Origin of the sequence: Pedobacter sp. Leaf170 (assembly GCF_920984665.1) — a bacterium.
Taxonomy (GTDB): domain Bacteria; phylum Bacteroidota; class Bacteroidia; order Sphingobacteriales; family Sphingobacteriaceae; genus Pedobacter.
Genome location: NZ_CAKLBP010000003.1, coordinates 143,663 through 165,399, shown reverse-complemented (window position 1 = coordinate 165,399; position 21,737 = coordinate 143,663). Strand labels below are relative to the sequence as shown.

The following is a 21,737-nucleotide window of genomic DNA, read 5'->3' as shown; positions in this document are numbered from 1 at the left end:
TGTTTGAAGGCATTCCTAGTTTAATTTTCCTAAAGCTTCCTTGATTCTTCTAAGCGCTTCAACCAAACTTTCATCTGATGCCGCGTATGATAAACGGATGTAGTTATTGTTTCCGAAAGAGTCACCTCCAACAGTTGCAACATGGCCCACGTTTAATAAGTATAAGGCTAAATCTGATGAATCTTTAATCACATTCCCATCAGCATCCTTTTTGCCGAAAAATGAACTAATTTCCGGAAAGAAATAAAATGCTCCATCTGGCAGGTTTGTTTTAACACCAGGTATTTCATTTAATAAATTATATACAAGCTCACGACGGCGAAGAAATGCTTCTTTCATTTTTAAAACACTTTCTAAACCTTGCTCATAAGCTACTATACCAGCTCTTTGCGCTATAGAACAAGTTCCTGAAGTTGTTTGACCTTGTAGTTTATCGTTTGCTGCTGCAATTTCTTTATTTGCTGCGATGTAACCCAATCTCCAACCCGTCATTGCAAATGCCTTGGAGAAACCATTAACAATAATTACACGGTCTTTAATGCTATCAAATTGCGCAATAGATTCGTGTCTATCCACAAAATTAATATGTTCGTAAATTTCATCCGATAGGATAAAAATATTAGGATGCTTTTCGAAAACCTTTGCCAATGCCTCGAGCTCTGCCTTATTGTAAACCGAACCAGTAGGATTACATGGCGAAGAAAACATAAAAAGCTTAGTTTTTGGTGTAATTGCTGCTTCTAATTGTTCGGGTGTAATTTTGAAATTACTTTCCAGGTCTGTATCAATAAAAACCGATTCACCTTCTGCTAACGTTACCATTTCAGAATACGACACCCAATATGGTGTGGGAATAATTACCTGATCGCCTGGGTTTATTAAGGTAAGAATAACGTTTGATAAAGACTGCTTTGCACCTGTAGATACTACAATTTGAGCAACATCGTAATCTAAATTATTCTCAGTTTTAAGTTTGTTCACAATCGCCTGACGTAAATCTGGATAGCCCGGTACAGGAGAATATCTCGTGTAATTTTCGTCTAAAGCTGTTTTTGCAGCATTTTTAACGTGGTCTGGAGTATTAAAATCTGGTTCGCCAACACTTAAGCTGATAATGTTAATACCTTTAGATGCAAGTTCGCGTCCAAGCTTAGTCATTTTAAGCGTTGCAGATTCTGATAAACTATTGATTCTATTTGATAAGATGCTCATGGATAATTACTTTGAACGCAAATATATAAACCAAATATTATTCTGCACTAAAAAACAGTTTTTTTTATCAACTAAATTGTACCATTAAGCGTAAATTTGAAAAAAAATCCTTGTGACGGTAAAGAAGAAAGCTATAATTTTATCTCTTGTAGTAAGTGTTGTTTTAATGCTTGCCAAGTTTACGGCATATTTTATAACAAACTCTAATGCTATATTAACAGATGCCGCCGAAAGTATTGTAAACGTTATTGCAGGCAGTTTTGCCTTTTATAGCATCTATTTAAGCACTCAGCCTCGCGATGAAAACCATCCTTACGGGCATGGTAAGGTTGAATTTTTTTCTGCCTTTGTAGAAGGTATTTTGATACTTATTGCCGGTGTGATAATTATTTTTAAATCTTCTTACAATTTAATTTATCCGCACCCAATTGAGCAGTTATTACAGGGTACAATAATTATCGGTGTTACCGGATTTATCAATATGGTTGTTGGTTTGTACCTGATTAAGGTAGGTAAAAATGAACACTCTATAACGCTCGAAGCTGACGGAAAGCATTTACTAACAGATACTTACACAAGTATTGCGCTTGTGGTTGGTTTAATATTAATTCAACTGACAAATATAATTTGGTTAGATAGTTTACTTTCTGTTTTGGCTGGTTTATACATTGTTTATTCTGGTTATAAATTAACCCGTGGCTCGGTTGGTGGTTTAATGGATGAAAGTGATTTTACTTTGGTTGAAGAAGTTGTTGATGTTTTACAAAAAAACAGACATAATCCATGGATAGATGTTCATAATCTGAGAACGCAGCAATACGGTCATGAATTTCATATCGATTGTCATGTAACGTTGCCTTACTATTTCGATTTAAACCAGGTGCATAGGGAAATATCGCAAATAGACGAACTCATTAATAAAAGTGGCGTAAGAAAGGCAGAGCTTTTTATACACGCAGACCCATGTTTACCCGAGTGTTGCAATTATTGCCACATGAGCGAGTGCCCGGTTAGAAAGGAAGCTTTTAATAAAGAAATTGTTTGGACACCAGAAATTGTGATAAAAAATAAAAAGCATTTCGAGAATGAGTTACTTTAACGTTAGAGTTTACGGCTTATTGATTAATCAAAATAACGAGGTTTTGGTTAGCGATGAGGAGGAGTATGGCTTTAGATTTAGCAAGTTTCCAGGAGGTGGTTTAGAGTTTGGCGAAGGATTAATTGATGGCTTGAAAAGAGAATTTATGGAGGAATGCAATGCAGAAATCGATGTTATCTCTCATTTTTATACCACCGATTTTTTTGAAAAATCATCATTTAATGATAGTCAGGTGATTAGCGTATATTATTTAGTAAAAGAAAAGGCACCATTAGAACTGGCATTTAAAACTAAAATATACGATTTTGATTCAGAAGGGGAGGTTTTACAAGCTTTTAGATGGGTGAAAATTGAAAACTTAAATATTGAAGAAATAACCTTTAAAACGGATAAAACTGTAGCTGAACTTTTAAAAAAATATAATTTAGCATAATCTAAAAAGCAGCATCAAATTATCGTTGACACTGCCTTTTTTTATGCTGTTGGTTCTAAATATGCCTGTAATGCATCGTTTAAAAAATAAGACCAACCACTTTTAAAGTTTTCTTTTACAAAATCTTTTCCGTTTTCTTTAAAGGTTTCTAAACCCACATGCGTTAATTTTAACTGGGTAGTATCGCCATTATCAAATAATTGCCAGGTGATTTCTGAATTACCAGGATAATTATCATACCTCCAGGTGTAGGCAATTAATTTTTTTTCCTCAACCTTTGTGATTTCGCAAAGATGCAAATATTGCGGACCATCATCCGGACCGCCAACAAAATCAAATTTAAAACCAACTTTAGCTTTAAAATCATCTATCTGAAAGTACCACTTTTTAATTTTTTCGATGTTAGTTAATGCATCCCAAACTTTTACAGCTGGTACATTGTACACTTTTTCTACAATTAAAGGTTCTTTATTCATGATGATAAATTTTACTTAATTATTTAATTAAGTATTAATAAAGTGTTATTTTTCAATTTGTTATGTAAGATTACCCTAATGGCATCTTACTAATGTCCATGTATAAAATATTCCAGCGTTGTCCATCTAAATCAACAAAACCGCACCCATACATCCAGCCATCTTTATAACCTGGTTTAGCATACAATGTGCCACCGGCATTTAAAACTTTTTGAGCTAATTCGTCAACTTCCTCAGGGCTTTCGGCATCAAACGAGAACAATACCTCATTTCCAGAAATGTTATCTGCCACATCGCTATCTGCAAAACTTTCATATAATGATTTTTCAAAAAGCATTAATACAAGATTACTTTCGCCCATAAAAAAAGAGGCTGAATCTTCCCTTACACCATATTGCAAATTTTGGCTGAAGCCAAGTTTTGTAAAAAAATCTTTCGATTTACTAACATCTTTAACAGGAAGATTTATCCAGATTGATTTTATCATGATTTTATATTTGATTAAAATTAAATGCTAAATAGCTTGTTCAAAATAGATAAAAACGAAGTAAAAAGCGCATTTATGCAGGTTTTATTTTGCCTTTTTAAAGTTTATATAACTTTTGAGGATGCTGCTCTGCGTGATTTAGTATTAAATTAAGAATATAACTATTTGATTGGTAAACTGATAAATCATTCTTTAATGGGGCTAAACCATCTTCCAGATAATTTTTTTCTGTAAAATAGCCCATGCCATAAAATTTACCTTTTTCAACAACCAGGCAACTTAATTCATTGTCCATTCTTCCCTCATCCACCAAGGCGAAAGTGGGTTGTAAATTTTGGATTTCTTCTAACGCTTTGTTTAACCTCTTGTTATAAATTGCTACGGTTTCTATACCGCTGCATGCACCAAAACATTGTCCGTTTTCATGAGCAGCACATTTAGTGGCTGTTTTTTGCAGATAACATAATTTAGCACAAAGCTGGTATTTATCAACCAAAGCATTTAAAAAATTATAACCTTCCAGCAGGTTATTAAAACTTTGTAGTGGATTATTATTTTTCTTGTGCTTATCAATTGCCAAACGCAAATAGCCATTCTGATCTTCGAAAATATATAGGTCGTATTTATGTTCATAGCGCTTCATTGCCCGATTATTTTCTGGCCATAAGCGTTTAATTTCATTAGCTTCCAGAATTAGCGCCATCAATTCTGTTCCACAGGTTACATAATCAACATCGTAAATGCTCTTCAAAAAATCTTGCCGCTGCTTATTTGGTCTATTGCCGGTAAAATGACTCGTTACACGTTTTTTTAAATCCTTGGCTTTGCCAACATATATTATTTTGCCTTTGCTATCTTTAAAATAATATACACCAGGTTTATTTGGTAATTTTATTATTGCAGCTTTATCAAGATTTGGAGGTAAAACCTGCTCTTTTGAAGTCTTTTTAAGCATTTCTGCAATGTAACCCTCTTCATCGGCAAGCAAAAGCATGTTAAATAAAATACTGGTTGCATTTGCATCACCTGCAGCACGGTGGCGGTTTTCTATAGGTATTTGCAAGCTGCTACATAATTTACCTAAACTATAGGAGGCTTTGCCGGGAATCAGTTTCCTACTTAACCTAACTGTACAAAGCTTTTTACACTGCAAATCATAACCAGCGTAGCCCAAATGATATTTTAAGAAAGAATAATCGAAATTTACATTGTGTGCCACAAAAACTTTATCATTAAGTAGCTGATAAATTTGAAAGGCAACATCTTCAAAATAAGGCGAATTGGCCAGCATATTATTATCAATGCCGGTTAATGCTGTAATGTAATCGGGTATATGTTGTTTCGGATTGATGAGCGTTGAAAAAGACTCGACAATCTCATTGCCATCATGGATGTTTATGGCAACTTCAGTTATTCCATTAGCTGATGCATGACCTCCGGTAGTTTCTATATCTACAATTGCGTATAACATTGAATTGATTTGAACACAAATTTATACTAAAATATTTAGTAATAAAAATGCTTTTCAAGATAAATTTTTTAGCTTTTAAAATTTGGATAGAAAAAAAGCGACTAACGTATTAACGTAGTCGCTCTACACTTTTGTATGCTTAAAACTTATAGTTTATTTAATAATTTGCTCAAATTTGGTTTTATACCAATTGCAATAGGAACAGTATTAAAAGTTCTGTTTTGTATTTTACTTGTGCCGTACATGTAACTCGTTTCAACAAAGAAAGCTGCACCACCCAAATTGTACTCAATACCTCCACCAGCTTCAATAATTCCGGTTGTGTTTGATTTATTACTCATTGTTACTTGTAAGTTTTGAGCATTTACCGCGGCTTGTGGAGTGAGAATAAAGCCGCCACCGCCACCGGCGAAACCATAAAAAGCCCATTTATCTACTATTTTTCGATAACCTAAGGCAACATTTAAAAGATATGTAGTTGAACGACCTTTTTGAAGGGTGTAATTAAATCCTGCATCAGGAGTAATTTGGTTAAATTCAAAAGCATGTAAACTAACTTTTGGATATAAAAACAGTCCGCCATTTCCTAAACCTAGATTTAAACCCAGCGAAGTCGAAAATTTAGGTTTTAAATAATCGGCAGTTTCTCCAACAGGAAAAGCAAAGCCGATACCACTCATAGAATAAAGCTTGTCTGGTCTGCCAGTTTGTGCTTTAATGTTGATTGAAACAGCCATTAAACATATTGCTAAAAGGCTAGGGATTTTAAAATTCATATTTGTTAGTTTTGGGTTAATGCACTTACTTTTTTAAGCATTGTATAAACGTTAAAGGGTTTCTCTAAATAATCATCTGGATGATATTCCTGAGATGCAATATAGCTTTCATCATATCTGGCAGAGGCCATAATTACAGGTATATTTTCTGTTTCTGGATTTAATTTCAATTGTTTAAATACCGCTCGTCCATCCATTCCATTTAACATAATATCTAAAATAATCAAATCAGGATTAAAATCTTTTACAGTTTTAAAAATGTAACGAGGTGATAATAGTGGATAAACGCTATAATGTTCGGCCTCTAAGGCCAGCTGAAAAACTTCTAAAATGTCAGGATCATCATCAACAACCAGTACTCTTTTCAAAGGGAATAATTTTTATTGTAAATACTCTCCTAATACAATGTTTTAGTGATAATGTTTTAACCAAACAGTATTTTGATAAGATTTAAACATTAGCAAAGAAAAAAGGGTTTATTATAAAAAGCAAAGCTATTTATGCCCGATTTCGAAAAAATGTTATTTGGAGATGAAAACTGGAATTTCATCCCGGAAATTATGATTAGAACATTCTTGATGTACCTTATCATTTTAATCAGCTTACGTTTACTCGGCAAACGAGGTGTAAAACAACTTTCTGTTTTCGAGCTTGTTGTAATCATCAGTTTAGGTTCTGCTGCCGGCGACCCCATGTTTTATAAAGAAGTAGGCTTAGGCTCGGCACTCTTTGTGTTTGCAGTTGTGGTTAGCGCATACAAAATTACGGCGTATCTGGTTGGTAAAAGCAAGAAGATTGAAGAAATTGTAGAAGGAAAATCAATTTATTTAATAAGAGATGGGAGATTTTCGATAGAAAATTTTAAAAAAGAACAAATGGCGCAGGATGAATTCTTCGCAGAACTTAGGCAACAGCATATTACACATTTGGGGCAAGTAGAATTAACCATCATCGAAACATCGGGGGAATTGAGCATCTTCTTTTATAAAGACGAGGATGTGAAATACGGCTTGCCAATATTACCGGATAATTTTGACGAAAGAGCAGATGTGATTTCTGAGTATGGTTATTATTCGTGCAGTTTCTGTGGGTTTACAGAAGAATTAAAACCCAGCCCTAAGCACATTTGTAAAACATGTGAAAAAACTAAGTGGGTAAAATCTATAAAAGAAACGCGGGTAACCTAATTTTAATAAATGATGATTTACAAAATCGATTAAAAAATGAGGCAAATATTCCATTTTATGATTAATTTGTAGCTTAATATTTCTAACCAAATATATTTTTCTTCTTTATGAAAGTGGATTACATTGCGTTATCTGTACCTATATTTTTTATATTGATAGGTGTTGAACTCGCTTATAATTTTTACAAAAAGCTTAATTACTATCGTCTAAATGATAGTATTTCAAATCTAAGTCAGGGGATAGGGCAACAGCTTACCGGAATTTTTATGAAAACCGCATTATTTTTTGGTTATAAATACATTTTCGAACATTGGCGACTTTTAGAAATGCCCAAAACCATTTGGGCTTGGATAATTCTATTTATTGGTGTTGATTTCTTTTACTATTGGTTTCATCGCATGAGTCATCAGGTTAATGCGCTATGGGCTGCCCATATTGTTCACCACCAATCTGAAGAGTATAATTTAACTGTTGCTTTACGTCAAAGTTGGTTTCAGGGATGGTTTAGCTGGGTGTTTTATTTGCCCTTAGCTTTTGCAGGTTTCGACCCGATTATGTTTTTAACTTTAAGTTCTTTTAACACACTTTATCAATTCTGGATTCATACCCGAGCCATTAAATCGATGGGTTTTTTAGAATACATTTTAAACACACCTTCTCATCACAGGGTTCATCATGGTTCTAACCCAAAATACATCGATAAAAATCACGCCGGAACATTAATTATTTGGGATAGACTATTTGGTACTTTTCAAAAAGAAGAAGAAGAGGTATATTTTGGAATTACGAAACCTCTAGCCAGTTGGAATCCGGTATGGGCTAACTTACATTATTGGGATGATTTAATAAATACAGCTCGGCAATCTCCAAAGCTTAGCGACAAAATCAATGTATTTTTAAAACCTCCGGGCTGGTTTCCGGAACATTTAGGAGGCTTTAAGCATGCGCCAGAAATTGATACGACCCGTTATCAAAAGTATAATCCAGCATATCATTCTAAATTAACTGGATATGTTTTGGTGCAATTTATAATCGCCCTGGCAGCAGGTTCTGCAATATTATTTTCCTACCACAAAATGGATAACTTATTGCTAATTTCCGGGGCATTTTTTACCATTTGCACCCTTATCACCTGTGGTGCGTTATTAGAGCAGAAAAATTGGTTGGTAAAATTTGAATACATCAGATTGGTTTTTGGCTTCGTAATGGTTTTGATTTTAAAATTTCCAACCGAATATCAGCTTATATTTGCAGGCATACAGTTAATATCCGTAATTTGGTTCTTCAATTTGCAAAAAGCAAACCGTAACGCTGATGAAGACTAAGCTGTTTTCCTTTATTTTTGCCATTATATTTATCATTCAGTTATATGCTGAAATTTCTGGTAATATCCCAGTTCGCAATTTTTCTAAGCCATTAATTGTTTTAACACTTTTGGTTTGGCTTTTTACTGCCACAAATCTTAAAGGTAAATTTCATAAACGCATTTTTACAGGTTTAATTTTTGCCATGGCTGGCGATGTTTTTTTAATGTATCAGGCAAATAATTCTGGCTATTTTATTTACGGTTTGGTTGCATTTTTACTTTGCCATATTTTCTACATCAGGGCTTTTACGCTCGATCATAAATCAAACCCTAATCTTAAAAATCCCTTTTTTTTATGGGCAGTAGGTGCGCTGATAATTTTTTGCGTTGGCTTGTTTTTTTACCTGCAACCACACCTTGGAGCCATGCAATTTGCCGTATTGTTTTATGCCATCATTATCACATTTATGGCAATTATGGCTGTAAATAGGTATGCAAAGGTTAATTTTCTTAGCTACAAAGTTATTTTGTACGGTGCATTATTTTTTCTTCTATCAGATAGTGTATTAGCTGTAAATAAATTTGCATTTCCGATACCTCAAAGTGGCATATTAATTATGGCAAGCTACATGATGGCGCAGTATTTAATTGTTTACGGTACGGTTGAGCGCAAGCTGGTGGTGACGAAAACAGAGATTTAAGTTTTTTTTGGAAAGCAATGTTCAATGCTAATCGGTTGTAGCAGTCCTGCTATCGTTACTCCCGATGAAGAATCGGGATTCACTTTATCAGGTTTATTTAACTTAGGATATTGCAATAAATTTAATACTATTTGGGTAACCGTTGACTGAATTCAACGGCAATAAATTGCATTTTGTGTTAAGCAATTCGCCGTAATTATTGCGGATTACGTATTATCCATTTCATTGCCGTCGGTTTCAACCGACGGTATCCAGGCATTTAACTAGAATTGCAATGAAAACTAATATCTGCCCCGCTAATCCTTCTTTTTATCTTTATCCAAAACTGTAAAAGTCTGTACTAACCTTTCTCCGTTTTCATCAACAAGAGTTAAAGTATGCTTGCCCGCGGCCGGACTAACTGCCAGTTGATGATAGTTTGTAGTGGTGGAAATAAATTCGTTGTCAATATGCCAGTAAATTTTACTGCTTTGATTTCGATGTGCTGCATTTAAAACAATTTTGCCTCTGTTACCATCTAATTCTAAAGGAATATAAACCGATGCGCCATTTTTTGGATATATAAGCTCCATAACATTATTGCCACCATCAACATCGCAACCTGTTTTAAAGGGCGGCAAGGTTTTGTAATCGCTATTTTTTATTTTATAGTAATATTCCATCGCCGGCGGTAAAATAAACCAATTTAGATGTTGCATATTCGTAACACTTTCGCATTGGTCGGTAACGCGGTAAGTTCCGGTTCTATCTAAGTGTATTAATTTATGAAACGGACAAACCGTTGTTTTTTCTCCTGCGGTTGGAATCCACTCATCCACAACATTTGTACAATACTCACCAGCTTTGTATCCACTTTGTTTACAAACTTTAATCTTTTTTAACTTTGTAGTTGGTGTTTCAAACCATTTTCCTTTGGGTAAAAGTTTAAAAATATCAAACAGAACGGGTGCAGCAGCTTCAATACCAACTAAACCCGGTCGGCCCTCACCATCGGCATTTCCAACCCAAACACAAACCACATAATCAGGCGTTAAACCTATTGCCCAGGCATCGCGAAAGCCAAAACTAGTTCCGGTTTTCCAGGCAACACGCTGGGATGATGAAAATTGTTCCCATAAACCTTCATCTCCAGGCCGCATCACTTCTTCCATTGCATTAAACGTTGCCCAAATAGAACCATGCTCTAAAAAAGAATTGCGTTCATAATCTTTATGCTCTGGTTTATCATTTGTAAAATAAGTAGCTTGCTTGTAATCGTTAGGATTGTATAAACCTTTGTAGGTATTAAAATGATTTAGTGTTCTTACCATTCCCATGTATGTATTTGCCAAATCCCACATAGTTACTTCGCTTCCTCCTAAAATTAAGGATAACCCATAATGGTCGGCAGGTTGGTTTAAAGTTCCAATGCCAAGTTTTTTGAGTTTATCATAGAAACGTTCGTATTTATATTGTTGCAGCATTTTAACTGCGGGTATGTTTAATGAGCGACTTAATGCTTTATCTGCAGCAATTGCACCATCATAACCCAAATCATAATTTTGAGGCGAATAGCCAGCTATTTGTGTTGGTACATCAGGAATTAAAGTATGTGGTAAAATAAAACCATCATTCAACATGCTTGCATAAAGTAAAGGTTTAAGTGTGCTGCCCGGGCTTCTGGGTGCTTTAATCATATCAACATGACTTTGCAAATCTGCATTTTCGGGCTGATAGATATTCCCGACATAACTTACAACTTGTTTGGTTTTAGCATCCAAAACCAATGCAGATATGTTATTTATATCATTGGCTCTATATCTGTTATTATATCTTTTTAAAATGGAATTTATTTTCAGCTGAATATCTTCATTAACTGTTGATTTAATTCTTGTCGATTTAACTTCAAGATTCGCCCTTTCTGCTTTAAAGCGATTGAGTAAGTGTGGTGCATTTTGGGGAAGTGGCAAAGGCTTACCCGGAATGGGCTCTAGTTTGGAAAGATTTGCTGTTGCCTGGTCGATGTATTTTAGTTTTGCAAGTTTATCAAGTAAATCATTTCGCTTTTTTATAAGTCGGGTAGAGTTTTTACCAGGATGAACCAAGGATGGGCTATTTGGTAAAACAGCTAATGTTGCCATTTCACCCCACGAAAGCGTTTTTGCATCCCGACCATAATAGCGCCAGCTCGCAGCTTCCAAACCAACAACATTACTTCCAAACGGTGCATTTGCAGCATATAAGCCTAAAATTTCTTCCTTTGAATATTTTAATTCAAGTCTAAATGCTAAAACAATTTCATAAATCTTTTGCCAGATAGTTCTGTCTTGTTTTCGAGATAAACGAATGACCTGCATCGATAAGGTACTACCACCACTCACCACACTTTTTGCTTTGAAGTTTTGCCTCATTGCCCGGCTCATTGCCAGGAAATCAACTCCAAAGTGATTGTAGAATCTTCTATCTTCAAAAGCAATAATACAATCTTTAAATTTTACAGGTACCGAATCGGCTACTGGAAATCGCCATTGGCCATCACTGGCAATAGCTGCGCTAAGTAAGTTTCCATTGTTAGCTTCGATTACAAAAGATGTAGGCGATTTAAAAAGCTTCGCTGGAAGCAAAAATAAAAATACCAAAAGCAAAACAATGCAAGAAATATCTGAAGTAAGGAATGCTTTTGGTGTTCTATTCATTGATTTTGTTCTTCAATCTTATATTTTCTTTAGGCTATCGCAACTAAAAATTTAGATTGTTTGCTTAAGATTGCTTCGTGCCTCGCAATGACGTACATGGTGGTCATCAATGCGAGGAATGAAGCAATGTATGCTCATTTCAGGCTTGAATATTGTTTTGATGCCGAGATAAACTTACAAAGTCTGTACAGCCTTTTGCCATTAAACTTCGTAAGTTAAACGCATTTACTTCACCACCTGAACCCATTTACCATCTTGCGTAGCAGAAATTTCGTTGTTATACATCGCTTCGCACTGTATTGCCGATAAATAATATTTACCGGTGTAAGATGCATTAAGCAATACCTTGTAAACCAAACTTTCGTTTTCACGAATATTGAAATAAGTGAAAACTCTATCATCTCTTATATCCTGATAAGTAAATGGCGAAGATGCTAACATACTTTGATTATCATTAACTCGGGTATTTATAATTTCCCAACCAGATGGGAAGATTTGAGTTAAGGCCATTTGCTCGTAATAACCCATTCTACCCGGATTTTTAACGGTAACCTCGGCATAAAAATCAGTTCCTTGTTTCAATGTAGTTGGGTCTAGCGGCGTTCCGTTTAAACGTTTGTAAACTACATTCATGTCTAACACATCTGGGCGGTTTAGCAAGAAATTATTCTGTCCAGCAACTGGCTGACCTTCTAAAACCAATCTTACAAATAAAACATTATTCCCTTTATTGGTGATGGATGCCGTATTTCCCTTAAAGTTTACGGCTGTGCTGCTAATGTACTGACCAGAATTTACCGGAGCTGTTTTTCCATCTAAAAGGTATTGGTATTGCAGTTTATTTGAGGATTGGTTTGAGCCACAGAATTTTGCAATTGCCAGCAAGCTGTACGCAGTTGTTTGCGTGCTGTACCAAGTGTTTTCGCCTAATTTAGCCGCTAAAGGTTGTAATAAACTCGCTGCCTTCGCTTTCTGTCCGAGCAATGTTAAGGTTTCTAAAATCATCGCTTCATCACGTACGTCAGAGCCATAAGTTCCGCCCATCTGTTTATAAGGTTGAATCGAAGCATCTAAACCTTTAATCATCTGTTGTGCAACATTTGCTTGTCCGGCTAGTTTATAAGCTGCAGCTAAACGCCATTTTGCAGCTACAGATAAATACTCAAACGCCTTAAGCCTGTTCATAGCTGCCATTTCTGGTTTTTTAGCTAATGCGAGCATGTATAATCTGTATGCCTGAGATAAATCTCCGCCATAGAAGTTATTACTGTTTGGTGCCCAGTTCGCCGCTTTAGTTTTTTGGTAACGCAATAATTCATCCAGTAAACCAACTGGTAAAGTATAACCCGCATTTTGCGCTTCTACTAAGAAATGACCGGCATAATTGCTTCCCCATTCGTCAGCGCTTCCTTCTCCTGGCCAGTATGATAGACCTCCATCTGTTGTTTGAAAGCCTTTTAATCTTGTAATTCCAGCTTTTATGTTTTTCTCTGTCATGGCTTTTTGCTGCTCATTTAGCGGACTTAATCTATCTAAATACAACTGAGGGAAAATGCCTGATGTAGTTTGCTCAATACATCCATGCGGATATTGAATTAAATAACTCAAGCGTTTTTTAAGGTTTATGGCAGGAATAGAGGATACCTCTAGCGTTCCGGAATTTGTTCCGGCCATCCCGATAGGTAAATAATTTACCGCCCATTTTTGGCCTGGCTGTACTGTTGCCGATACCACATTAGTAACATAAGGATTTGGATTTCTGATGTCCATTTCAACATCGTAATCTGTTTTTTCGCCACCGCTTTGAGCTGTAACTTTTACTTTAGCGATTCCCACCGTATTCGGCGCCTTAACCTCAAAGTAAGCCATTTGCTCGCCAGTTTTGGCGTAATAAAGCTGTTGTTTATTGGTGCCTTGAACAATTAAATTATTTGTATTGATGTGTACAGATACATTTTTCAAATTGTTTTCTGTAGCGAAAACAGTTACAGGTAAGGTAAATGTTTCACCCGGACCGATAACACGCGGCAACGTTGCTAAAACCATCAAAGGTTTTTTAACCTGAACCGATTTTTCTGCAAAACCATAAGCCGCATCCTGTCCGGCAACAACCATTGCCCTAACGGCACCAATATACTGTGGAAGTTTAAATTTATGCGTTTTGCTTTCACCTTTTCCAATAGTAAACGGACCCATAAATTTAACTACGGCTTTAAAACGGTTTGCCTTGGCAGGATTAAGGTTTTTATTGATGCTTCCATCGCCACCAATGCTTAAAATACGTTCTAAATTTCCACCCCATGCACCTAAAACGTAATCGAATAAATCCCAAGTTTTAACGCCTAATCCTTCGCGGGCATAAAATGCACCGTGTGGGTCAGGTGTTTTAAATCGTGTTAAGTCTAATAATCCTTCATCAACCAATGCAATGGTATAGCTCATTGCTTTGCCGTTTTGTTCACCAACCGTAATCGTATTTTCTGTTTCTGGCTTAATTTTATCCAACATTTTAATTATTGGTTTTAAAATGGTTTGTGGGTCTTCAACAGAAAGTGGAATTGCCCCATACATTCTAATTGGCAAATCGTTAATGGTTTGCGCATGAGGCTGTAATAAGGTAATGTTTGCAAAAACATTTGGCGCCATTTCTTTTTCAGCTTTAAATGAATATTGTGTTTGTCCTGCTTTGGTATCAACCCAAAAGGTTTTTAAAACACGACTACCATTTTCGATTGAAATTAATGCTCTGCCATTTTTTGCAGTTGGAATGGTTAAAGTAATGTCTTCACCAACCGTAAATTTTTCTTTGTTTGCGGTAAAAGATAACATCGAAGCTTCAGTAGGATTGGTGCCTTGCTCACGTTGTGCCCAACCTGGCCAATCTACATAAACAGATTTGCCGGTAATATGGCCACCGTTTAAATCGCGAACTAAAATTAAATAACGGCCCCATTCCGGCTCATCAATTCTTAATTTATAACTTCCTTTACCATTTGTTAAAGTTACCTGATGCGTTTCTACAAGTTTATTGTATTGGTTTTGAGTAAAATTGGCGTAAGTGTATTGATTATCCTGTTCCCACCACCAGCGCCATTGGGTTTTGTAAACCTCAACTTGTACAGTTTTACTTCCTGAAAGTAATTTTCCATCGGTATTTACATTTACAATCTCAATTTTATGGTCTTTTCCGGTAACCAACATGCCGCTTAATTTATCTCCTTTTTCTGGGCGGATACCTAAATAATTACTATAAACATGATAAGGAATACTGAAGTTATCAATGCTGAAATTTCCTCCGGGTTCAAATACCTTTGTAGTGAAATTGGCTCTTAAAACACCAGGAGCAGTATTATTTTCATTTAAGTTTGTATTAATCTGGGCTGTTCCTGCAGCATTTAATGTGCCTTCAAAAATGGTTTTTACCTGCGATTCAAAATTAACTGTTGGATTATCAAAGCTAAACCCATCATAGCCTTTAAACTTAGTTTCTGTAGTATTCAAATTTACATCAACCTTAGCTTTTAAATTTTGAGCCGGAGTGCCAAATAACCATTTTGCAGATAGGGTAGAAGCAGATGTACCTGCGGTTAAATATGTTCTGTTTCCAACGTTGAAATCAATTTTTAAACGGTTTGGCATTACCGTTTCTATCTTTAAAGTTTTAGTAAAAGTTGCGCCACCAGCCTTAACCTTTGCCATCCAGTTTCCGGTAGGCGAAGTATTTTCTGTTACCGTTTTAAAAGTGTAAAATCCATTTACAGGTTTGCCATTAATTAAACGTTTGTAGAGTTGCCCTTTTGGATTATAAAACTCCATCGTAACCGGATAATTAGCTGGAAGTTTCTTCAGTTTATCTTCCAAAACAAAAGAAACAAACAAACTATCACCTGGTCGCCAAACGCCACGCTCACCATATATAAAACCTTTTAATCCACTTTGAACAACATCGCCACCAACATCAAACCTGCTTAAAGGCAAAGAGCTTCCATCATCTAATTTCAAATATCCACGTTCCGAACCATTTTTTGCTGTCAGTAAAAATGGTTGACGTTTTAAATCAAATTTCGCAAAACCATCTCCATCGGTTTTAGTGGTAAATATGGTTTGCCGTTGATAATCCATTAATTCTAAACTTACTCCGCTTAAAGCTTTAGCGGTTAATAAATCAGTTGCAACAATAAGCATACTGTTGTCGTTTCCTCGTTTAGCAACTAAACCAATATTAGAGGCAATTAAATTACGACTTGCCCAACGCTGGTTTGTGTAGAACGAAGGTGTACATGGATTATCCTTATCATTCCAACGATAGTTTGATGGATAATAGTTATTGTAACGCTGCCAGAATTCATCGTCTTCATCAATTTTTTCTCCATAATAACCACCTTCTTCATCATAATATTCTCCACTATTTTCATCAGTGGAGCCAGCATTTTCCTTGCAATTATAGGCGTTATATTCTTGCCTGAAAGCAATCGTAACCCGATACATTGCCCCAGGTTCAGTGCGAATCATTTTATCTAAATCAAGCGTAAAACGATTCTTTTTATGGAGGTTTAGCCCTTTATCTTCATCCAAACGCACCGTTTTCTGCAAAATAGGTTTGGCAACTCTACGCAATTCATTCCCATCTTTATAACTATTTGTTTGGAAAAACTGCGGGATATTGTTTTCATAAATTTTGATGACCGTAACATCAACAGCTTTTAGGTTTATCGCTTCAAATGGCAGAACTAACTTGCCGGAATTTGGCAATATGGTTCCCGCACCAGCGATGGTTACACTGGGTAATTTATCCTCGAAAGTTAAACTGGCAGTTTTACCGCCTGATAAAACTTTACCATTAATGTTTTCTATTCCATTATTTACATTTAGCGTGTAATTACCTTTTAGCTCTTCGGATGCATAAACTTTGACCTGACTTGCATCTATTGTAAAACGTAAATCGCCTAAATTGCCAAGGGTAATCATTCCCGTTAAATCCTGGCCCACACCAATAGGTTCAGAAAACTGAACTAAAGCGTAGTCTTCTTCGCCTTGTATGGCTTTCATATCCAGAATTTCAAATTTGTTTAACGCAGGAATTCTAATTTCTTCAGCACCTTTTTGGTCTGCATCAATTGCATCACCATCCCAGTTAATTTTTAAAGTTTGGTCACTACTTTTTTTCTTAATACTATCGATAGTAAATTTTGAAGTATTTTTAGCGGGATCATGTTGCCACTTTATTTTTAGTTTCTGGTCAAAATCTAACTCGATTATTTTCTCGATTTTGGAAGTTTCTTCGGCATCTGCAGTGGCTACTTCACCGGTTAGTTTCATAAAATCTAATGAGGTATTATTTTGAGAGATTAACCCATTTTGAGATAACATCACCCCAGGTGTAATTACCTTAAACTCGAAGTCGAAATCCTCTAATCCTTTTTCGGTAGCAGAAACTTCTGATAATTTAAAAGTCGCTTCATATTCTTTACCCGGTTTCAGATTTTCATCTGGCCTAAATTCTACTGTTTGCGGGTCAATCCAGTACGTTTTACCAGAGATTGATGGAGAGAAATCGAATAAATCCCGAAAATCGGCTTTGCCTAAATCTTGCATTCCCGTAGCAGCATTGGCTAAATGAACACGAATAAAACTCTTTTTTGAGATGGTTCCTGAAGTATATGCTTCTATGTATTTGGCGTATGCCTGATTATCCTCACTTGTTTTCTTTTTCCTGTTGAAGTAGAAGATAAAAATTGAGGCGATTGAAATGGCTAAAAGACCGATAAAAATAAATTTCTTTTTGGATGATGACTGGTAGGTAGATGGTTGTTCCATTTTTGAAATCGTTATTAGATATACCAAAATAAACTAAAATTCTCGTTAAAATTAATTATGTTGAAAAACTAAGATTTGTGAGGATTTAGTTAATATTCAAAACTATAGTATTTGGCCGATATGTTTTTTGTCTACTGTATATCTGTATGAAATTTCTTGTTTTTTGTGCAGAATCAATTATTATTTGCCTTTTAAAAAACTACATTCCATTTGTTCCTTTGCTATTCTTTGGATAAGTTTACCACATCAACCCAATTAAATTATATACGATGAAAAAAATATTGATGTGTTTGAGCTTAGTTTTCGCGGTAAACTTAGCCATGGCTCAAAATGTTAAAATTGAAGCAGCTGTGGAAAAGCTTAAAAACTTAATGATTCAACCAGATAGTAGTGCTTTAGATAAGCTGATTTTAAGTAATTTAAGCTACGGCCATTCTAGTGGAAAAGTGGAAACCAAGCAGCAATTTATGCATTCTCTGTTATCAGGGAATTCTGATTTTGTTGAAATAAATTTAACCGATCAAACTATCGTTATTCAAAATAAAACTGCTTTGGTGCGCCATACATTGAATGCTAAAACGAATGATAAAAATATTCCGGGAAGTGTGAAACTTAATATTTTGCTTATCTGGAGCAAAGAGAAAACAGAATGGAAGTTACTAGGCAGACAGGCTGTTAAGGTGCTTTAACGTTATACGTTTTACGTTGTAAGTTTTACGTTATACGTTGTAAGTTATACGTTTTAAGTTTTACGTTGTTCGTTCTAAAGCGTTTTGTATAAGGTTTACTTTCTCATGGCTACAACGTAAAACTCATACTGTACAACTTATCTTATCATCACCCCAGGCCTGTTTACCAAAGGGATTTTAATTAAATTTGTATCGATAATGCTTTCGGGTAGGAAGATGAATTTCTTATCGTAAATGGTAGAACCGATGTAATAACTCAACCAATATTCATTTGTTAAACCAAAAACTTCGGGGTCGATGGCTTCAACGCCTTTAAAATCGTTAGCGTTCATGTCGCCAATGAAATGTCTTAAAACAGATGTTTTCACTTGTTTACCATCTTTTTCACCATAACCTTTTGAACTGATTAAAACATTGGTAATCGGCTCATTTTTTAAGTTAACAATGTAAACAGTCCAGTTTTTTACCTCAGGCGTTTCGCTCATCAACACAACCGCCATCGCGATATCTTCAACTGTATTTTCTGGTAAATCGGCTTTCATATTTTAATCAAGTTGTCATGTTCAGACTGTCGAAACACAAATATTAGAGACTTTGAACAAACTAATATTGACACTTTCATATTCGTTCTTTGATATTATTTTAATAAATAGATTGCTTCGTGCCTCGCAATGACGACCGACTTAAATCATTAAATTCCAAGCTTATCTCCATTATTATGGGAATCCTAAAATCCTGGTCTATTTTTTCTTCGCCACAGCTTTTTTAGCTGCTGGAGCTTTCTTTTTCGCCGGTGCTTTTTTCTTGGTTTCAAAAGCATTTGGAACTTGCTCCACAATCATTTTCTTAATCACTTCCAAATCAACATCGGCTAATTCTTCAGGAGTATATTTTTGCTTAGTAGCTTCGTTATTTCGCAATTTCAACATTAATTTACCGAAGCGGATGAATGGTCCCCAACGACCATTTTCAATTGAAATCTTCTCCGCATCCCAAACTTTTATGAAACGATTAGCTTCTTTTTCTACTTTTTTACTAATCAATGCATCAATATCGTCTTGCGTTAAATTATCAAAATCATAACCTTTAGCAGGGATATTAATAAATAAATCGTTCCACTTGATAAATGGCCCAAAACGACCTTTACCTTTGGTAACGCCTAAACCTTCGTAATAAGCAATTGGCGCATCAGCATCCATTTTCTCCTGGATAATCTGAACAGCTCTTTCGTAGTTAACAGAAAGCGGCTCTTCATTTTTAGGAAGTGAAATAAAAGCTTCTCCCCATTTAACATAGGGTCCAAATCTTCCAACGCCAACTAAAACCTCTTTTCCTTCAAAATCTGGTAATGAAAAAGGAAGTTTAAACAGTTCAAGTGCATCATCTAAAGTAATTGTTGCAACAGATTGATTGCGCATTAAACTTGCATAACGTGGTTTTTCCTCCTCATCTAGCTCACCAATTTGAACCAACGGACCAAATTTGCCAACCTTTGTATAAACGTTTTTGCCGCTGGCAGGGTCTATACCTAACAATCGCTCACCAGTAGCACGTTCAGCTGTTTCTAAAGTGGTTTCAACTTCTGTGTGGAACGGGTTATAAAAGGAGTGCAACATTTTGGTCCACTCTTGTAAACCTTGTGCAATTTCATCAAATTCTTTCTCAACTTTTGCGGTGAAATTAAAGTCTACAATTCCCTTGAAGTGTTCAACCAGGAAATCATTTACCACCTCGCCAATATCAGTAGGGAAGAGTTTTGATTTCTCTGCACCCGTAATCTCTGATTTTGTATTTTTTGTTACTTTACCATCAGCCAAAACAATTGCAGTAAAGTTTCTTTGCTTGCCATCTCTATCTTCTTTAACCACATAACCACGATTTTGTACCGTAGAAATTGTTGGTGCGTAAGTAGATGGACGACCGATGCCTAATTCTTCCAGTTTTTTAACTAAACTGGCCTCTGTATATCTAGCCGGCGGACGAGAGTAACGCTCTGTTGCCTGCATTTCATTTAAAAATAATTCTTGTCCTTTGGCTAGTGGTGGTAAAATTGAACCACCTTCTTTTTCTTCAGCTTCTTCATCATCTGTTGATTCCAAATAAACTTTTAAGAAGCCATCAAATTTTAATACTTCACCTTCGGCAACTAAATGTTCTTTTCTGGTTGATGCTGTAATTTGAGCGGTAGTTTTTTCAAATAAAGCTTCACTCATTTGCGATGCAATTGAACGTTTCCAGATCAATTCGTATAAACGTTTTTCAGAGATATCACCATCAACCGTATGTCGGTCAAAATACGTCGGGCGGATGGCTTCGTGAGCTTCCTGTGCACCTGCCGATTTTGTTTTGTAAACTCTTGGTTGATGATATTTATCGCCATAAGCTGATTTGATCTCAGCAGCGGCAGCGTTAACAGCAGTTTCAGATAAGTTTACCGAATCCGTTCTCATGTAGGTTATCTTACCCGCCTCATACAGGCGTTGCGCTACCTGCATGGTCCTTGCTACTGAGAATCCTAATTTTCGTGAGGCTTCCTGTTGCAAAGTAGATGTTGTAAATGGAGCAGCTGGATTACGTTTTGCTGGTTTAGTTTCTAAACTTGTAATGTCAAATTTCGCCGAAGCACAATCTTGCAAATATTGCTCAGCATCAGCTTCGCTTTCAAAACGTTGCGGCAATTCTGCTTTAACCAGCTCTTTTCCTTTCCCTGTAGAAAACTGTGCCGTTATTTTAAAGGCGGCTGCCGCATTAAAGTTTTGAACTTCTCTTTCTCTATCAACAATTAAACGTACAGCAACAGATTGTACACGGCCTGCAGATAAGGATGGCTTAACCTTTTTCCATAAAACAGGAGAAAGTTCGAAGCCTACTAATCTATCTAAAACGCGGCGTGCTTGCTGTGCATTAACTAAGTTGTAATCAATACTTCTCGGACTATCAATTGCTTTTAAAATTGCCGGTTTAGTAATTTCATGAAAAACAATACGTTTAGTTTTCTCTTCTTTTAAACCTAATGTTTCAAATAAATGCCATGAAATTGCTTCTCCTTCGCGGTCCTCATCGGATGCTAGCCATACCATTTCGGCATCCTTAGCAAGTTTTTTTAGTTCGGCAACCAAAGCTTTTTTATCGGCCGGAACTTCATATTTCTGGGCAAAATCATTTTCGATATCAATAGCCATATCGCCTTTGGCTAAATCACGAATGTGGCCATAGCTAGATTTTACTAGAAAATCTTTACCTAAATAGCCTTCAATGGTTTTAGCTTTAGCGGGTGACTCAACGATTAATAAATTTTTGGCCATGAAATACGTTTTTGTGCAAATAAAGCTATAATAAACCTATAAAACCAAACATGTGCTTAATTTTATACAACTTTTTTATGAATTTAGGAATATAAAATCCAGC

Annotated in this window: 16 protein-coding genes; 6 read left to right on the top strand and 10 right to left on the bottom strand. The window is 35.7% G+C overall.

Annotated elements, in window-relative coordinates; all coding sequences use genetic code 11:
* Window positions 1–15: 15 nt before the first annotated feature.
* Window positions 16–1,212 (bottom strand): pyridoxal phosphate-dependent aminotransferase, encoded by a 1,197-nt coding sequence (locus tag LUA90_RS09435; protein WP_231459408.1) that lies wholly within the window; start codon window positions 1,210–1,212, stop codon window positions 16–18.
* 112 nt (window positions 1,213–1,324) lie between these two features.
* Between LUA90_RS09435 and LUA90_RS09430 the strand changes: the two genes are divergently transcribed.
* Together LUA90_RS09430 and LUA90_RS09425 are read left to right on the top strand one after the other, a co-directional pair.
* The gene (locus LUA90_RS09430; RefSeq protein WP_231459409.1) at window positions 1,325–2,311 is read left to right on the top strand and encodes a cation diffusion facilitator family transporter; all 987 of its coding nucleotides are present in this window, start codon (window positions 1,325–1,327) and stop codon (window positions 2,309–2,311) included.
* Window positions 2,298–2,744, top strand: a complete 447-nt coding sequence (locus LUA90_RS09425) for an NUDIX domain-containing protein (RefSeq protein ID WP_231459410.1) — start codon at window positions 2,298–2,300, stop codon at window positions 2,742–2,744. Before LUA90_RS09430 ends, LUA90_RS09425 begins: the two co-directional genes overlap by 14 nt.
* Before the next feature lie 41 nt (window positions 2,745–2,785).
* Here the strand turns inward: LUA90_RS09425 and LUA90_RS09420 are convergent, their stop codons facing one another.
* From LUA90_RS09420 to LUA90_RS09400, 5 genes are all read right to left on the bottom strand, one after another.
* Window positions 2,786–3,220 carry an SRPBCC domain-containing protein gene (locus tag LUA90_RS09420; protein ID WP_231459411.1) on the bottom strand — a complete coding sequence of 145 codons (435 nt, stop codon included), beginning with the start codon at window positions 3,218–3,220 and terminating at the stop codon, window positions 2,786–2,788.
* 70 nt (window positions 3,221–3,290) lie between these two features.
* Window positions 3,291–3,707, bottom strand: coding sequence for a VOC family protein (locus tag LUA90_RS09415; protein WP_231459412.1), 417 nt, complete (start codon window positions 3,705–3,707; stop codon window positions 3,291–3,293).
* A gap of 97 nt (window positions 3,708–3,804) precedes the next feature.
* Window positions 3,805–5,178, bottom strand: a complete 1,374-nt coding sequence (locus LUA90_RS09410) for an exonuclease domain-containing protein (RefSeq protein WP_231459413.1) — start codon at window positions 5,176–5,178, stop codon at window positions 3,805–3,807.
* Window positions 5,179–5,324: 146 nt separating this feature from the next.
* Window positions 5,325–5,954 (bottom strand): hypothetical protein, encoded by a 630-nt coding sequence (locus LUA90_RS09405; RefSeq protein WP_231459414.1) that lies wholly within the window; start codon window positions 5,952–5,954, stop codon window positions 5,325–5,327.
* Window positions 5,955–5,959: 5 nt separating this feature from the next.
* The gene (locus LUA90_RS09400) at window positions 5,960–6,322 is read right to left on the bottom strand and encodes a two-component system response regulator (RefSeq protein WP_231459415.1); all 363 of its coding nucleotides are present in this window, start codon (window positions 6,320–6,322) and stop codon (window positions 5,960–5,962) included.
* 132 nt (window positions 6,323–6,454) lie between these two features.
* Between LUA90_RS09400 and LUA90_RS09395 the strand changes: the two genes are divergently transcribed.
* The 3 genes from LUA90_RS09395 (at window position 6,455) to LUA90_RS09385 (ending at window position 9,148) form a co-directional block, all read left to right on the top strand.
* On the top strand, window positions 6,455–7,141 hold the full coding sequence (locus tag LUA90_RS09395) for a DUF421 domain-containing protein (RefSeq protein ID WP_231459416.1): 687 nt from the start codon (window positions 6,455–6,457) through the stop codon (window positions 7,139–7,141).
* Window positions 7,142–7,248: 107 nt separating this feature from the next.
* Window positions 7,249–8,466 (top strand): sterol desaturase family protein, encoded by a 1,218-nt coding sequence (locus LUA90_RS09390; RefSeq protein ID WP_231459417.1) that lies wholly within the window; start codon window positions 7,249–7,251, stop codon window positions 8,464–8,466.
* The gene (locus LUA90_RS09385) at window positions 8,456–9,148 is read left to right on the top strand and encodes a lysoplasmalogenase (protein ID WP_231459418.1); all 693 of its coding nucleotides are present in this window, start codon (window positions 8,456–8,458) and stop codon (window positions 9,146–9,148) included. Before LUA90_RS09390 ends, LUA90_RS09385 begins: the two co-directional genes overlap by 11 nt.
* A 296-nt stretch (window positions 9,149–9,444) precedes the next feature.
* On the opposite strand, the gene pbpC is transcribed toward LUA90_RS09385, so the two are convergent.
* Together pbpC and LUA90_RS09375 are read right to left on the bottom strand one after the other, a co-directional pair.
* A complete protein-coding gene (gene pbpC, locus LUA90_RS09380) occupies window positions 9,445–11,823 on the bottom strand; it encodes a penicillin-binding protein 1C (RefSeq protein WP_231459419.1) in 2,379 nt (792 codons plus the stop codon).
* Between the two features lie 225 nt (window positions 11,824–12,048).
* On the bottom strand, window positions 12,049–17,640 hold the full coding sequence (locus tag LUA90_RS09375) for an alpha-2-macroglobulin (protein ID WP_231490764.1): 5,592 nt from the start codon (window positions 17,638–17,640) through the stop codon (window positions 12,049–12,051).
* Window positions 17,641–17,909: 269 nt separating this feature from the next.
* Here LUA90_RS09375 and LUA90_RS09370 point away from each other — a divergent pair, with 269 nt between their 5' ends.
* Window positions 17,910–18,329 carry a nuclear transport factor 2 family protein gene (locus LUA90_RS09370; protein WP_231459421.1) on the top strand — a complete coding sequence of 140 codons (420 nt, stop codon included), beginning with the start codon at window positions 17,910–17,912 and terminating at the stop codon, window positions 18,327–18,329.
* 137 nt (window positions 18,330–18,466) lie between these two features.
* Here LUA90_RS09370 and LUA90_RS09365 read toward each other — a convergent pair whose 3' ends face one another.
* Window positions 18,467–18,871 carry a hypothetical protein gene (locus LUA90_RS09365; protein ID WP_231459422.1) on the bottom strand — a complete coding sequence of 135 codons (405 nt, stop codon included), beginning with the start codon at window positions 18,869–18,871 and terminating at the stop codon, window positions 18,467–18,469.
* Window positions 18,872–19,069: 198 nt separating this feature from the next.
* On the bottom strand, window positions 19,070–21,634 hold the full coding sequence (topA, locus tag LUA90_RS09360) for a type I DNA topoisomerase (protein ID WP_231459423.1): 2,565 nt from the start codon (window positions 21,632–21,634) through the stop codon (window positions 19,070–19,072).
* Window positions 21,635–21,737: the final 103 nt, after the last annotated feature.

What these genes read in the sequence shown, in the direction of transcription:
- LUA90_RS09435 (WP_231459408.1), bottom strand. Translation starts at nt 1,212, where the DNA reads ATGAGCATCTTATCAAATAGAATCAATAGTTTATCAGAATCTGCAACG.
- LUA90_RS09425 (WP_231459410.1), top strand. Translation starts at nt 2,298, where the DNA reads ATGAGTTACTTTAACGTTAGAGTTTACGGCTTATTGATTAATCAAAAT.
- LUA90_RS09420 (WP_231459411.1), bottom strand. Translation starts at nt 3,220, where the DNA reads ATGAATAAAGAACCTTTAATTGTAGAAAAAGTGTACAATGTACCAGCT.
- LUA90_RS09415 (WP_231459412.1), bottom strand. Translation starts at nt 3,707, where the DNA reads ATGATAAAATCAATCTGGATAAATCTTCCTGTTAAAGATGTTAGTAAA.
- LUA90_RS09410 (WP_231459413.1), bottom strand. Translation starts at nt 5,178, where the DNA reads ATGTTATACGCAATTGTAGATATAGAAACTACCGGAGGTCATGCATCA.
- LUA90_RS09405 (WP_231459414.1), bottom strand. Translation starts at nt 5,954, where the DNA reads ATGAATTTTAAAATCCCTAGCCTTTTAGCAATATGTTTAATGGCTGTT.
- LUA90_RS09395 (WP_231459416.1), top strand. Translation starts at nt 6,455, where the DNA reads ATGCCCGATTTCGAAAAAATGTTATTTGGAGATGAAAACTGGAATTTC.
- LUA90_RS09390 (WP_231459417.1), top strand. Translation starts at nt 7,249, where the DNA reads ATGAAAGTGGATTACATTGCGTTATCTGTACCTATATTTTTTATATTG.
- LUA90_RS09385 (WP_231459418.1), top strand. Translation starts at nt 8,456, where the DNA reads ATGAAGACTAAGCTGTTTTCCTTTATTTTTGCCATTATATTTATCATT.
- pbpC (WP_231459419.1), bottom strand. Translation starts at nt 11,823, where the DNA reads ATGAATAGAACACCAAAAGCATTCCTTACTTCAGATATTTCTTGCATT.
- LUA90_RS09375 (WP_231490764.1), bottom strand. Translation starts at nt 17,640, where the DNA reads ATGGAACAACCATCTACCTACCAGTCATCATCCAAAAAGAAATTTATT.
- LUA90_RS09370 (WP_231459421.1), top strand. Translation starts at nt 17,910, where the DNA reads ATGAAAAAAATATTGATGTGTTTGAGCTTAGTTTTCGCGGTAAACTTA.
- LUA90_RS09365 (WP_231459422.1), bottom strand. Translation starts at nt 18,871, where the DNA reads ATGAAAGCCGATTTACCAGAAAATACAGTTGAAGATATCGCGATGGCG.
- topA (WP_231459423.1), bottom strand. Translation starts at nt 21,634, where the DNA reads ATGGCCAAAAATTTATTAATCGTTGAGTCACCCGCTAAAGCTAAAACC.